At 51.5% G+C, this 13,779-nt stretch carries 11 protein-coding genes; 9 read left to right on the top strand and 2 right to left on the bottom strand.

Annotation, left to right across the window (positions count from 1 at the left end; all coding sequences use genetic code 11):
• Positions 1-43: 43 nt before the first annotated feature.
• The gene (locus NNN64_RS05845) at positions 44-934 is read right to left on the bottom strand and encodes an AraC family transcriptional regulator (protein WP_271440772.1); all 891 of its coding nucleotides are present in this window, start codon (positions 932-934) and stop codon (positions 44-46) included.
• Between the two features lie 509 nt (positions 935-1,443).
• On the opposite strand from NNN64_RS05845, the gene NNN64_RS05840 reads away from it, so the two are divergent.
• From NNN64_RS05840 to fadK, 5 genes are all read left to right on the top strand, one after another.
• Positions 1,444-2,208 (top strand): electron transfer flavoprotein, encoded by a 765-nt coding sequence (locus tag NNN64_RS05840; protein WP_271440771.1) that lies wholly within the window; start codon positions 1,444-1,446, stop codon positions 2,206-2,208.
• 21 nt (positions 2,209-2,229) lie between these two features.
• Positions 2,230-3,165, top strand: a complete 936-nt coding sequence (locus NNN64_RS05835) for an electron transfer flavoprotein subunit alpha (RefSeq protein ID WP_271440770.1) — start codon at positions 2,230-2,232, stop codon at positions 3,163-3,165.
• Positions 3,166-3,222: 57 nt separating this feature from the next.
• Entirely contained in the window at positions 3,223-4,512 is a 1,290-nt protein-coding gene (locus NNN64_RS05830) for an FAD-dependent oxidoreductase (RefSeq protein WP_271440769.1), read from the top strand.
• Positions 4,509-4,802, top strand: coding sequence for a ferredoxin family protein (locus tag NNN64_RS05825; protein ID WP_271440768.1), 294 nt, complete (start codon positions 4,509-4,511; stop codon positions 4,800-4,802). The genes NNN64_RS05830 and NNN64_RS05825 overlap by 4 nt, the downstream gene beginning before the upstream one ends.
• A gap of 81 nt (positions 4,803-4,883) precedes the next feature.
• Entirely contained in the window at positions 4,884-6,521 is a 1,638-nt protein-coding gene (gene fadK, locus NNN64_RS05820; RefSeq protein ID WP_271440767.1) for a medium-chain fatty-acid--CoA ligase, read from the top strand.
• Between the two features lie 67 nt (positions 6,522-6,588).
• Here the strand turns inward: fadK and ppsA are convergent, their stop codons facing one another.
• Positions 6,589-8,967 (bottom strand): phosphoenolpyruvate synthase, encoded by a 2,379-nt coding sequence (gene ppsA / locus NNN64_RS05815; protein WP_271440766.1) that lies wholly within the window; start codon positions 8,965-8,967, stop codon positions 6,589-6,591.
• 329 nt (positions 8,968-9,296) lie between these two features.
• Between ppsA and ppsR the strand changes: the two genes are divergently transcribed.
• The 4 genes from ppsR to NNN64_RS05795 all read left to right on the top strand — a co-directional run bounded on the left by ppsR (position 9,297) and on the right by NNN64_RS05795 (position 13,758).
• Positions 9,297-10,130, top strand: a complete 834-nt coding sequence (gene ppsR, locus NNN64_RS05810; RefSeq protein ID WP_137383349.1) for a posphoenolpyruvate synthetase regulatory kinase/phosphorylase PpsR — start codon at positions 9,297-9,299, stop codon at positions 10,128-10,130.
• Between the two features lie 126 nt (positions 10,131-10,256).
• The gene (aroH, locus tag NNN64_RS05805; protein ID WP_005120291.1) at positions 10,257-11,303 is read left to right on the top strand and encodes a 3-deoxy-7-phosphoheptulonate synthase AroH; all 1,047 of its coding nucleotides are present in this window, start codon (positions 10,257-10,259) and stop codon (positions 11,301-11,303) included.
• A gap of 208 nt (positions 11,304-11,511) precedes the next feature.
• Positions 11,512-11,700, top strand: a complete 189-nt coding sequence (gene hemP, locus NNN64_RS05800) for a hemin uptake protein HemP (protein ID WP_271440813.1) — start codon at positions 11,512-11,514, stop codon at positions 11,698-11,700.
• Between the two features lie 72 nt (positions 11,701-11,772).
• Positions 11,773-13,758, top strand: coding sequence for a TonB-dependent hemoglobin/transferrin/lactoferrin family receptor (locus NNN64_RS05795; RefSeq protein ID WP_271440765.1), 1,986 nt, complete (start codon positions 11,773-11,775; stop codon positions 13,756-13,758).
• The last annotated feature ends 21 nt before the right edge of the window (positions 13,759-13,779 follow it).

Here is a 13,779-nt window from a genome sequence, read left to right as displayed (position 1 = left end):
ATCCGGATAGCGGATAAACGCTATCCGGACTTACGCCAGAAAATCAGACTTCCGGCTGCAGGCATTCCTGCTCGGTCAGATTATTTTTAAACTGCTTACGATAATCGCTGGGAGTACAGCCTACGTGTCGCTGAAAGAGTTTGGCAAAGTGATCAACATTTTCATACCCTACCCGCCACGAGATTTCCGCTAACGACGCTTCCGTATTCGTCAGCGAAAATTTTGCTTCCGTCATCCGCCGTTGAATAACATAATTAATCGGCGAAATACGATATTCTTTAGTGAATTCGTGACAGATATAACTCACACTGGCTCGAAATTTTTTAGACAACTGGTCAAGTGTGATTTTTTCGCGAAAGTTGTTATTCAAATACACCAGAACATCTTTAATTAACACGTCTTTTTTAATATACCCCTGCTCCGAACGATAAGCATTTTTAAAGTTTTCGTAATACAAGACGGTTAATGCATAGGCAAAGGCATCATAAGCTGAGGATGACAGATTATTTTTACACTGCGGTATCATAATACTCAGTTCATTAAAAATACTCTTAATAACCTCTTTTCCCTGGCCGACGCTGATGACCGGACACGAATGTAACTGCAACAACTGGTTATCCTGCCAACCATTGAAACGAAAACCGTACAGTGCGCAGGTGTAGGTAGTGGCAGGCGCGCTGCTATCCGAGGCGACGGCATGCAACCTCCCTTGTTCTATCACCACAATATCCCCAGCATGTGCGACGTACAGTGAAGAATCAATGATTAAGCGCGCGACACCTTTTTTGACATAGATTAGCTCTGTCTCATTGTCATGAACATGGTGACCAGACTCCCAGTTAGGATCATCACTGATGACAAATCGCGAAAATCTGGGGGTCTTCCCCTGCTCAAAAAGGGTTTCCATGGCATTATCAAAACATCGTTGATACATGACAGCCTCCACCTTTAGATGGTAAATATGCGGAAAATTAATAGTGTTAAATGATAACGATTAACCACGTTATACAACGATATTCTATCCAAGCGAAACAAAATTATTTGCGTCGTCTGCAAGATGACACTTCTTGCTCAAGAATGCTCTTAGCTTGCGTTATTTACGTTTTATACTAATTGAAAAGAATAAATGTTATTAATTCAACATTAACGATTTACATACCAGAAACAAACGCCGCCAGATATCGATTAAAAATATGATGCATTTCTCAATTACCCTCCCGACTCGGGTTTCCGTGGTGTAATTTTCTGTACACAATATTTACCCCTCGCTTAGAAACTGAGCATTCCCATTGCACATTTTTCTGCAAGATTGTTGGTAATGAAAACAGATTGCCCCGTCGAAAACAGGCCCCGCTCTGCCGCACACTATTTTCAGTCAAATTTTCCCTACTGCCGATAATGACGCGCACCGTCATCATCCGAACGTGACTCACTGGAGATGCCATGAAAATAATAACCTGCTTTAAGTTGGTGCCTGAAGAACAGGACATTGTTGTTACCCCAGAGCGCTCGCTTAACTTTGATCGGGCCGATGCCAAAATCAGTCAATTTGATCTGAATGCGATTGAAGCCGCCACACAACTTACCGCTGAAGGCGATGAGATTGTCGCCTTAACGGTGGGCGGCTCCTTGTTGCAAAATTCTAAAGTACGTAAAGACGTGCTATCCCGCGGTCCGGATAGCCTGTTTATGGTGCAGGATCCACAGCTGGAACATGCGCTGCCGCTCGATACTGCCCAGGCACTGGCTTGTGCGGCTAAAAACATTGAATTCGATCTGATGCTGTTCGGTGAAGGGTCCGGCGATGTCTACGCACAACAGGTCGGTTTACTGGTAGGCGAGCTCCTGCAGCTTCCTGTGATTAACGCGGTAAGCAGGATCCAACGTAATGGCGACCGCATACTGGTTGAGCGCACCCTTGAAGATGAAGTCGAAGTCATTGACCTGCCGCTCCCAGCAGTAATTTGCGTTACCTCAGATATTAATACACCGCGGATTCCGTCAATGAAAGCCATTCTTGGGGCCGGCAAAAAACCCGTCACCCCCTGGCAGGCCAGCGATATTGGCTGGACGCCAACGTCACCACTAGCGGAATTAGTCAGCCTCAGTGTTCCACCGCAGACAGAACGCAAGCACATCATTTTGGAAAATGACTCAGCAGAAGCCATTGCCGAACTGGCCGAACATCTGAAAAAAGCCCTGAACTAAGCCCAACGGAGAACAATCATCATGAGTAAATTAGCCAACGTATGGGTGTTTAGCGATAACGTAGAACGCTATGCGGAATTAATGACCGGCGCCCGCCAGTGGGGCGAGCAGGTACACCTTATTGTGCAGGGTAACGAACAGGCCGATCAGGTTAAAGCGCTGGGTGCCGATGACATCATCGTGCTCGAACACGCTTGTGGGCTGCAACGTGTTGAAAACTACGCCGAGACTGTCTCAGCCTTACTGCAAACACACACCGGTCTATTGCTGATGCCTGCGTCTAAACGCGCAAAATCACTGGGTGCGCGGTTGAGCATTCAACTCAATGCGGCGATGGTAAACGACGCCACATCGGTCACTCTCGATGCAGGTACGCTGTTTGCAGAACACCGTATGTATGGCGGTCTGGCCTTCGGTAAAGAAAAACTGAATAGCGCGCTGGCCATTATCACACTTGCCCCAGGCATGTTTGAACCAGTAGAAGCCAATCCTGCACACACATGCCCTGTCGTCTCAGCACCTTATATCACGCCACTTCATGAGATTGTTTGCCAGGAACGTCGAGCCAAATCCCTCAGCAGCGTGGATCTCAGCAAAGCCAAACGCGTGGTTGGCGTCGGCCGTGGCCTGGTGGCCGAGAGCGATCTGCAGATGGTACGCAATCTTGCCGCCGTTCTGGGTGCCGAAGTGGGTTGTTCACGCCCTATTGCCGAAGGTGAAAACTGGATGGAGCGCGAGCGCTATATTGGCGTTTCCGGCGTGCTGTTGAAATCAGATTTGTACCTGACACTGGGCATCTCAGGGCAAATTCAACATATGGTCGGCGGGAACGGCGCGAAGATCATAGTCGCCATCAATAAAGATAAAAAAGCCCCGATCTTCAACTACGCCGATTACGGTCTGGTTGGTGACATTTACAAAGTCGTCCCGGCCCTTATCGAACAGCTCAGTCGCTAACTGCCACATTTAACGCACATATCCCGCTGCATTCGCGGCGGGAAAGGAGCAAAGAACATGTCAGATGAAAAATTTGATGCCATTGTGGTCGGTGCTGGCGTGGCGGGTGCGGTAGCGGGTTACGTGATGGCCCAGGCCGGGCTGGACGTGCTGGTTATTGAGCGCGGAAACAGTGCTGGCAGCAAAAATATGACCGGAGGACGGCTCTACACACATAGCCTTGAGCATATTATGCCCGGCTTCGCAGAGGAAGCCCCTGTCGAACGGAAAGTGACTCGCGAAAAAATCTCTTTCCTTACCGAAGAAAGTGCTGTCACCCTTGATTTCCATCGTGAAAAAGACAACAGCCCAGCGCAGGACTCCTATACCGTATTGCGCAACAGACTCGATCCCTGGTTGATGGAAAAAGCCGAACAGGCCGGGGCTCAGTTTATTCCAGGCGTTCGCGTCGATTCCCTGATCCGAGAAGGTAATAAAGTCACTGGTGTGCAGGCGGGTGACGATATCCTGGAAGCCAATATCGTTATCCTTGCTGATGGCGTCAATTCTATGCTGGGCCGTTCACTGGGAATGGTACCGACCTCTTCGGCGCATCATTATGCCGTTGGCGTAAAAGAACTGATCGGCCTGCCACCAGCAGTCATTGCAGATCGTTTTAATCTATCAGGAAATGAAGGGGCCGCCTGGTTGTTTGCCGGTTCGCCATCTAATGGACTGATGGGCGGAGGTTTCCTGTACACCAACAAAGACTCCATCTCTCTAGGGCTGGTATGTGGTCTGGGCGATATCGAGCATGCGACAAAAAGCATTCCGCAAATGCTGGAAGATTTTAAACAACACCCAACTATTCGCCCACTGATCGCCGGCGGTGAGCTGCTGGAGTATTCCGCGCACATGGTTCCGGAAGGTGGCCTGGCGATGGTACCGAAGCTGGTTGATGACGGGGTGATGATCGTCGGCGACGCCGCCGGTTTTTGTCTGAACCTGGGCTACACCGTGCGTGGCATGGATTTGGCGATCGCTTCTGCAGAGGCTGCGGCCAAAACCGCCATTGCCGCGAAAGAACGTCAGGATTTCTCCGCCAGCAGCCTGATGGACTACAAACGCGCCCTTGAACAGGGTTGTGTAATACGTGATTTACAACATTTCCGTAAGATCCCCGCGCTAATGGAAAACCCCCGTTTGTTTACCCAATACCCGCGCATGGTGGCCGATATCATGAGCGATATGTTCACCGTTGATGGCAGCCCGAACCAGCCAATTCGCAAGACTATTTTGTCCCACGCGAAGCAGATTGGGCTGATGAACCTACTGAAAGACGGCATCAAGGGAGCAACCGCGCTATGAGTCAGGACAACACCGTAAATGTTGACGTCAAACTGGGCGTTAACAAATTCAATGTCGATGAGGGGCATCCGCACATCATCCTTGCCGAACATCCTGACATGAAAGAATTTCGCAAGCTGCTGAAAGCCTGTCCTGCTGGACTTTATAAGCAGGACGAAAGTGGAAATATTCATTTTGATTCCGCCGGCTGCCTGGAATGTGGTACCTGCCGGGTTCTGTGCGGTTCCACTATCCTCGAACAATGGGAATACCCGGTTGGGACATTTGGTGTGGATTTCCGTTACGGCTAACACGTATCGCCTGTTGTACGCCGGGTACAGCACGTCTGTTATCCGGCAGGACGTGTACCGAAATTATCCAGGAAATAACTCATGAGTGTCACATTAACGTTTAATGCCGAACGTCGGGAAGCTTATCGACAACAAGGATTTTGGGGGGATGCATCGCTGGGTGATTACTGGAGCCAAACCGCCCAGGCGATGCCGGATAAAATCGCGGTGGTCGATAACCACGGCGATTCATACACCTACGCCGCGCTCGACAGTGCAGCCAGCCGTCTGGCGACCTGGTTGTTAGCCTGCGGAATCCAGCCTGGTGACCGCATCGCCTTTCAATTGCCCGGCTGGTGTGAATTCACCCTTATCTATCTGGCCTGTCTGAAAACCGGGGCGGTTTCCGTACCACTACTTCCTGCCTGGCGCGAAGCCGAACTGGTATGGGTACTGAACAAATGCAAGGCAAAGATTTTTTTCGCTCCTACGCTGTTTAAACAAACCCGGCCGGTGGATCTGATCCTGCCCTTGCAAAACCAGTTGCCGCATCTGCAACAGATTGTTGCCGTCGATAAGCTGGCACCCGCGACAGACTCACAGGCACTCAGCCAGCTTCTGTTATCGCCACCATTAACCCAGCCAATTAGTGTGCATGCCGATGAACTGGCTGCGGTGCTGTTTACTTCCGGAACAGAGGGTATGCCCAAAGGGGTAATGCTGACCCACAATAACATCCTGGCCAGTGAACGCGCCTATTGTGCCCGTCTTAATCTCACCTGGCTGGATGTATTTTTAATGCCTGCGCCACTCGGCCATGCTACCGGTTTTTTACATGGCGTGACCGCGCCGTTTTTAATTGGCGCACGCAGCGTACTGCTGGATATTTTTACTCCCACTGCCTGCCTCGAATTGCTCGAACAACAGCGCTGTACCTGCGTACTCGGCGCTACACCGTTCGTCTATGACATGCTGTGTAGTGTGGAAAAACATCCCTACGATCTCTCGTCGTTACGCTTTTTCTTATGCGGCGGCACCACTATTCCGAAAAAAATAGCCCGCGATTGTCAGCAGCTCGGCATTAAACTGTTAAGCGTCTATGGCTCAACAGAAAGCTCGCCGCACGCGGTGGTCAATCTGGATGATTCACTTTCCCGCATGATGAACACCGACGGATATGCCGCTGCCGGCGTGGAAATTAAAGTCGTCGATGAGGCACGTAACACGTTGCCTGCGGGTATGGAAGGAGAAGAGGCATCCCGCGGACCCAATGTCTTTATGGGTTACCTTGATGAACCTGAACTGACCGCCCGAGCATTGGATAATGACGGCTGGTATTACAGCGGCGATTTGTGCCGAATGGACGATGCCGGATACATCAAAATCACCGGGCGTAAGAAAGATATTATTGTGCGCGGTGGAGAAAATATCAGTAGCCGCGAGGTCGAGGATATTCTGTTGCAGCATCCGCGTATCCATGATGCCTGCGTTGTGGCAATGCCTGACGATCGTTTAGGCGAAAGATCGTGTGCGTATGTGGTGCTAAAACCTCCGCACCATTCGCTGTCGCTGGAATCTGTCGTGGCCTTTTTTAGCCGTAAACGGGTAGCAAAATACAAGTACCCGGAGCACATCGTGGTTGTCGAGAAGTTACCGCGCACGGCGTCTGGCAAGATCCAAAAATTTCAGCTACGTCAGGATATTATTCAGCGTTTGAGCGTGGAGAGTATTACCGGATAAAGCGCCGGATGGCAATGCTAACGCATCTTATCCGGCCTACGTTGAATAGGCCGGATAAGGCATGATATTACTTGTTCAGTTCAGCCAGACTCAGCCAGGTTTGTACTACGGTGTCCGGGTTCAGCGACAGGCTGTCGATCCCCTCTTCCATCAGCCAAGCCGCGAAGTCTTCGTGGTCAGATGGGCCCTGACCACAAATACCAACGTATTTGCCCTGTTTCTTAGCAGCACGAATCGCCATCGACAACAGTGCTTTCACCGCATCGTTACGCTCATCAAACAGCTCAGAAACCACGCCAGAGTCACGGTCCAGACCCAGCGCCAGCTGTGTCATGTCGTTAGACCCGATAGAGAAGCCGTCGAAGTATTCGAGGAACTGTTCAGCCAGCAAGGCGTTGGATGGGATCTCACACATCATGATGATCTTCAGTCCATTCTCGCCGCGCTTCAGCCCCTGACGTGCCAGCTCTTCCACGACCGCCTTCGCCTGAGCAACGGTACGAACAAACGGTACCATTACTTCCACGTTAGTCAACCCCATGTCGTTACGGACACGTTTTACGGCATCACATTCCAGCGCAAAACAGTCACGGAAGCTATCCGCAACATAACGACCGGCGCCACGGAAGCCCAACATCGGGTTCTCTTCATGCGGTTCATAACGCTCACCGCCGACCAGGTTGGCATATTCGTTGGATTTAAAGTCCGACATGCGCACGATGACGCGTTTCGGATAAAACGCCGCGCCCAGCGTCGCGATCCCTTCAGTCAGGCGACCCACGTAGAACTCACGTGGTGAATCAAACCCTTTCATCATCGCGCGGATTTCGTTTTGCAGTTCCGGCGTTTGATCATCGAATTCCAGCAGTGCACGTGGGTGCACGCCAATCATACGGTTGATAATAAATTCGAGACGCGCCAGGCCGACACCTTCGTTTGGCAGACAAGCGAAGTCAAAAGCACGGTCCGGGTTACCGACGTTCATCATCACTTTCAACGGCAGATCCGGCATGGTTTCCACGCTGGAACTCTTCACGCTGAAGTCCAGCATGTCGGCATACACATAGCCGGTGTCGCCTTCCGCACAGGAGACAGTGACTTTCTCGCCGTCTTTCATGCGTTCGGTCGCATCGCCACAGCCAACAACCGCCGGAATGCCCAGTTCACGGGCAATAATCGCCGCGTGACAGGTACGACCGCCGCGGTTGGTGACGATCGCCGCCGCTTTTTTCATGATCGGTTCCCAGTCCGGGTCGGTCATGTCGGTAACCAGCACATCGCCGGGCTCAATGCGGTTCATTTCGCTGATGTCATGAATGACTTTTACCGGACCAGCACCGATGCGGTGACCGATGGCGCGACCTTCAGCAATAATTTTACCCTGCGCATGCAGCGTATAACGTTCCATCACCTGGCCACGAGAACGCACGGTTTCCGGGCGAGCCTGTACAATGAACAGCTTACCGGTATGACCGTCTTTAGCCCATTCGATGTCCATCGGACGACCGTAGTGCTTCTCGATTTGCACCGCCTGCTTCGCCAGTTCCTGCACTTCCTCGTTGGTCAGTGAGAAAATATCGCGTTGCACCTGCGGAACGTCTTCAATGGTAACCTGCTTGCCATGCTCCTGAGTCGGCGCATAAATCATGCGGATTTTCTTAGAGCCCATAGTACGACGCACGATGGACGGACGGTTGGCCGCCAGGGTCGGTTTGTGCACGTAGAATTCATCCGGGTTCACAGCACCCTGCACCACCATTTCACCCAGTCCCCACGCGGAGGTGATAAACACCACCTGATCGAAGCCGGATTCGGTATCAATGGAGAACATGACGCCGGAAGACGCCAGGTCAGAACGCACCATACGCTGAACGCCCGCAGACAGCGCTACGCCGCGGTGATCATAGCCCTGATGAACACGATAGGAGATTGCGCGGTCGTTAAACAGCGAGGCAAACACGTGTTTGACAGCGACCAGTACCGCATCAAACCCCTGGACGTTAAGGAACGTTTCCTGCTGGCCCGCAAATGACGCATCTGGCATATCTTCTGCGGTAGCGGAGGAACGCACGGCAAAAGAAGCATTGGCATCGTCCGCTGACAGCTGCGCGTAGGCATTGCGGACGGCATTTTCCAGTTCAGGCTGGAAAGGAGTGTCGATAATCCACTGGCGGATCTGTGCACCCGCTTTTGCAAGCTCGGTAACATCGTCGATATCCGTTTTATCCAGCAGCTCATAAATGCGCTGGTTTACGCCGCTTTGGTCCAGAAACTGGTTAAACGCATCGGCGGTCGTTGCAAAACCATTCGGTACGGAAACGCCCATACCTGAAAGGTTAGTAATCATTTCACCCAGGGAGGCATTTTTGCCCCCAACTCTGTCTACATCATTCATGCCGAGTTGGTTATACCAAAGCACCAGCGGTGACGAGCCATTGTTGGACATCGAACAATCCTTATATATGAACGAGGTTAGGAAACTCAATTTTGCGTAATTATCTTGGCATATTTACCTCAGCGAAAAAAACGGTGAATCGTTCAAGCAACTTTATTTTTTATTTTTTCAGATTCTTTCCGCATTTGCGCAAACCCGCGAACGGCACGGGATCACCACAAAATCAGTCGGTATAAACATTTGTTCCGAAAAATGAAATGTACTTTTCATTAAATATAAAAATAGCGTTTCATTTTATAAAATAGATACAGCAATATTCGCTTCTGACGAATTTTAATTTATGCTTTCAGAGAATTATGTCTGCCCCCAGGATGAGCAAAATGGATAATGCTGTTGATCGTCATGTATTTTATATTTCTGATGGCACCGCCATCACCGCAGAGGTATTGGGTCATGCGGTAATGTCGCAATTTCCGGTCACGATCAGCAGCATTACGCTGCCGTTTGTTGAAAATGAGAGTCGTGCTCGTGCGGTTAAAGACCAGATTGACGCCATTTATCAACAAACAGGTGTGCGTCCGCTGGTATTCTACTCCATCGTGTTGCCGGAAATTCGCTCGATCATTTTACAAAGTGAGGGTTTTTGCCAGGACATCGTCCAGGCACTGGTCGCCCCGCTGCAGCACGAGATGAAACTCGACCCCACACCGATAGCGCATCGCACGCACGGCCTGAATCCTGGCAACCTCAACAAGTATGATGCGCGTATTGCCGCCATTGATTATACCCTCGCGCACGACGACGGTATCTCGTTGCGCAACCTTGATCAGGCACAGGTGATCCTGCTTGGCGTTTCCCGCTGCGGAAAAACGCCTACCAGCTTATACCTGGCAATGCAGTTTGGTATCCGGGCCGCTAACTACCCCTTTATTGCCGATGATATGGATAATCTGGTACTGCCCGCCTCTCTGAAGCCGTTACAACACAAACTGTTTGGTCTGACGATTGACCCTGAACGCCTGACGGCCATCCGCGAAGAACGCCGTGAAAACAGCCGCTACGCCTCGCTGCGCCAGTGCCGAATGGAAGTTGCTGAAGTAGAGGCGCTGTACCGGAAAAATCAAATTCCGTGGTTGAACAGTACCAATTATTCAGTAGAAGAGATTGCCACCAAGATCCTCGACATCATGGGGCTGAATCGCCGCATGTACTAGAATGCTAGTGCATTGGTTCGATTTTTTGTTATTATGCTCGCCACCAGGCAGGATGAGTGTGATATTGTGATGTACATCACTTCCCGGTAGTCCTGCCGTTGAAGCAACAAATTTCTGAGATAAGTAATGAACAGAACCGATGAACTCCGTACTGCGCGTATTGACAACCTGGTCACTCCAGCAGAGCTTGCGCAACGGCATCCTGTTTCGTCCTCCGTCGCCCGCCATGTTACGGATTCCCGACGCCGGATAGAAAAAATTTTGAATGGTGAAGACCCTCGCTTGCTGGTCATCGTTGGCCCTTGCTCGATTCACGATCTCGATGCCGCCATGGAATACGCCACGCGTTTGCAGGCACTGCGTACTAAACACCAGGCGCGTCTGGAAATCGTGATGCGTACCTATTTTGAAAAACCGCGTACCGTCGTGGGCTGGAAAGGCCTCATTTCCGACCCGGATTTGAATGGCAGCTATCGCGTAAATCATGGTATTGAGCTGGCACGCAAACTGCTGTTACAGGTCAACGAACTGGGTGTCCCGACAGCCACTGAATTCCTCGATATGGTGACAGGTCAGTTTATTGCCGATCTGATCAGTTGGGGCGCAATTGGTGCACGCACCACAGAGAGCCAAATTCACCGTGAAATGGCTTCCGCGCTCTCCTGTCCCGTCGGGTTCAAAAACGGCACAGATGGCAATACACGTATCGCCGTCGATGCTATTCGCGCGTCACGCGCCAGCCACATGTTCCTCTCTCCGGATAAAACCGGGCAGATGACTATCTATCAGACCAGCGGCAACCCCTACGGTCATATCATCATGCGCGGTGGTAAAAAGCCGAACTACTCTGCCGAAGATATTGCCGCTGCCTGCGATACGCTGCATGAATTCTCTCTGCCGGAGCATCTGGTGGTGGATTTCAGCCATGGCAATTGCCAGAAGCAGCATCGCCGTCAGTTAGAAGTGTGCGATGACGTCTGTCAGCAGATTCGCAATGGTTCGACGGCAATAGCCGGGATCATGGCGGAAAGTTTCTTACGCGAAGGTACGCAAAAAATCGTCAGCGGCCAGCCACTGGTTTATGGTCAGTCAATCACCGATCCCTGCCTGAACTGGGAAGATACGGAACTGCTGGTCGAAAAACTCGCCGCGGCGGTAGACAGTCGATTCTAAAATCATGCCGGGTGGCGGTTTCGCCTGACCCGACCTACGGTTCGTGCCCCTCCAGGCCCGGTCAGCGTAATGCTACCGGGCTTTTTTAATGCAGCACAATCACGCAAATTTTATCCCGTCACAATTATTTCACAAAAAGGCTTGATGCAAATTCTCAGTTTATTGATAATGATTATCATTGTTACATTGATTGTCATTTTTAAACACTATGTCACGTATGGATAACACTACAGCAACGCCTGCAAAAGAAAAAACACCGCCTTCTGTCACGCCTGACGAACGTCGGATTGACAGTAAAAGCCTGCTGGGAAATGAAGGACGAGTGATCATAGAACATGATGGTCAGCACTACCTGCTGCGCCAGACACATGCCGGTAAACTCATTCTGACTAAATAAATACCTATTACGCCAGCCACCCAGGTGATACCCAGGCAGCCAGCGCTTTCGATTTTCTAATGGAGAGTTGCTATGCCACACCTGCACACAACATCGCTGCGCCCATCGCTTTTGGCGCTGGCGATCGTAAGTCACCTTCCCGTCGCCGCCTATGCGGCGGCTGAAGATATGACTGTCACCGCCACCGGCAATGCCCGCAGCGCCTTTGAAGCGCCAATGATGGTCAGCGTGATTGATGCAACCGCGCCGGAAAACCAGACTGCCAGTTCAGCGGCAGATCTGTTACGTAAAGTGCCTGGACTTACCCTTGATGGTACGGGACGAACCAACGGTCAGGACGTCAATCTGCGCGGCTATGACCGCCGCGGAGTGCTGGTGCTGGTAGACGGCGTACGTCAGGGAACCGACACCGGACACCTGAACAGTACATTTCTGGATCCGGCGCTCATTAAACGTATCGAAGTGGTACGAGGCCCTTCGGCTCTGCTGTATGGCAGCGGTGCGCTCGGCGGGGTAATCGCCTATGACACAGCGGACGCTAAAGACTTACTTGAAGCGGGTAAAAACAGCGGTTACCGCGTGTTCGGTACTGCTGCCTCGGGCGATCATAGCCTCGGCATGGGGGCCAGCGCGTTTGGTCGAACCGACACGCTGGACGGTCTGCTCGCCTGGTCAACTCGCGATCGCGGTGACTTACGCCAGAGCGACGGTACCACCGCGCCGAACGATGAAGCAATAAACAATATGCTGGCAAAAGGTAGCTGGAAAATTGACAGCGCCCAGACTCTGGCAGGCTCGCTACGTTATTACAACAATGATGCACGTGAGCCCAAAAATCCGCAAACCAGCGCAGCAGATACCAGTAACAACCCGATGACCGATCGCTCAACGATCCAGCGTGACGCGCAGTTGATCTACACACTCGCCCCCGCGGACAATGACTGGCTGAACGCTGATGCTCGTGTTTACTGGTCCGAGGCTCGCATTAATGCCCAGAATCCGGATGCGACTAATGAGTTTCGCAAACAAACGACCAAAGGCGGAAAAATTGATAACCGCAGCCGGTTGTTTACCGACTCTTTTGCTTCTCACCTGTTAACTTACGGGGGGGAGTACTATCGCCAGGAACAACGCCCCGGCGGTGCGACGACCGGTTTCCCTGAGGCAAAAATTGATTTCAGCTCCGGCTGGCTACAGGATGAAATCACCCTACGAGATCTGCCCGTAACATTGCTGGGTGGTACACGCTATGACTCATATCGCGGTAGCAGCGATGGTTACGCGGATGTCGATGCCGACAAATGGTCGTCCCGCGCAGGAATGACCGTCACGCCGGCCGACTGGCTGATGCTGTTCGGGTCCTGGGCTCAGGCTTTCCGCGCGCCGACAATGGGCGAGATGTACAACGATGCAAAACACTTCTCCATCGGCCGTTTTTACACCAACTATTGGGTACCCAACCCTAATCTGCGTCCGGAAACCAACGAAACGCAGGAGTATGGCTTCGGTTTGCGCTTTGACGATTTGCTGATGGCAAGCGATGCGCTCGAATTTAAAGCCAGCTATTTCGATACCAAAGCGAAAGATTACATCTCCACCAGCGTCAATTTTGCTGCCGCGACGACCATGTCCTATAACGTACCCAATGCCAAAATCTGGGGCTGGGACGTGATGGCGAAGTACTCCGCCGATCTGTTCAGTTTAGACATGGCCTACAACCGTACACGAGGCAAAGATACCGACACCGGTGAATACATTTCCAGCATTAACCCGGATACCGTCACCAGCAAACTGAACATACCCGTAGCACACAGCGGTTTCTCAGTCGGCTGGATAGGTACGTTTGCGGACCGCTCAACCCATATCAGCAGCAGCTACACCAAACAGCCCGGCTATGCAGTAAACGACTTTTACGTGAGCTATCAGGGTCAACAGGCGCTGAAAGGTATGACCACCACGCTGGTACTGGGTAACGCTTTTGACAAAGAGTACTGGTCTCCGCAAGGCATTCCGCAAGATGGCCGTAACGGCAAAATTTTCGTGAGTTATCAGTGGTAATCACCCTGCCCCGACGAGCCG

Source organism: Citrobacter sp. Igbk 14 (genome assembly GCF_028069825.1).
GTDB lineage: Bacteria > Pseudomonadota > Gammaproteobacteria > Enterobacterales > Enterobacteriaceae > Citrobacter.
This window is presented reverse-complemented; position numbering and strand designations above follow the sequence as displayed.

Excerpts from the sequence above, each read along its gene's own strand:
- NNN64_RS05845 (WP_271440772.1), bottom strand. The coding sequence starts at position 934 with ATGTATCAACGATGTTTTGATAATGCCATGGAAACCCTTTTTGAGCAG.
- NNN64_RS05840 (WP_271440771.1), top strand. The coding sequence starts at position 1,444 with ATGAAAATAATAACCTGCTTTAAGTTGGTGCCTGAAGAACAGGACATT.
- NNN64_RS05835 (WP_271440770.1), top strand. The coding sequence starts at position 2,230 with ATGAGTAAATTAGCCAACGTATGGGTGTTTAGCGATAACGTAGAACGC.
- NNN64_RS05830 (WP_271440769.1), top strand. The coding sequence starts at position 3,223 with ATGTCAGATGAAAAATTTGATGCCATTGTGGTCGGTGCTGGCGTGGCG.
- NNN64_RS05825 (WP_271440768.1), top strand. The coding sequence starts at position 4,509 with ATGAGTCAGGACAACACCGTAAATGTTGACGTCAAACTGGGCGTTAAC.
- fadK (WP_271440767.1), top strand. The coding sequence starts at position 4,884 with ATGAGTGTCACATTAACGTTTAATGCCGAACGTCGGGAAGCTTATCGA.
- ppsA (WP_271440766.1), bottom strand. The coding sequence starts at position 8,967 with ATGTCCAACAATGGCTCGTCACCGCTGGTGCTTTGGTATAACCAACTC.
- ppsR (WP_137383349.1), top strand. The coding sequence starts at position 9,297 with ATGGATAATGCTGTTGATCGTCATGTATTTTATATTTCTGATGGCACC.
- aroH (WP_005120291.1), top strand. The coding sequence starts at position 10,257 with ATGAACAGAACCGATGAACTCCGTACTGCGCGTATTGACAACCTGGTC.
- hemP (WP_271440813.1), top strand. The coding sequence starts at position 11,512 with ATGTCACGTATGGATAACACTACAGCAACGCCTGCAAAAGAAAAAACA.
- NNN64_RS05795 (WP_271440765.1), top strand. The coding sequence starts at position 11,773 with ATGCCACACCTGCACACAACATCGCTGCGCCCATCGCTTTTGGCGCTG.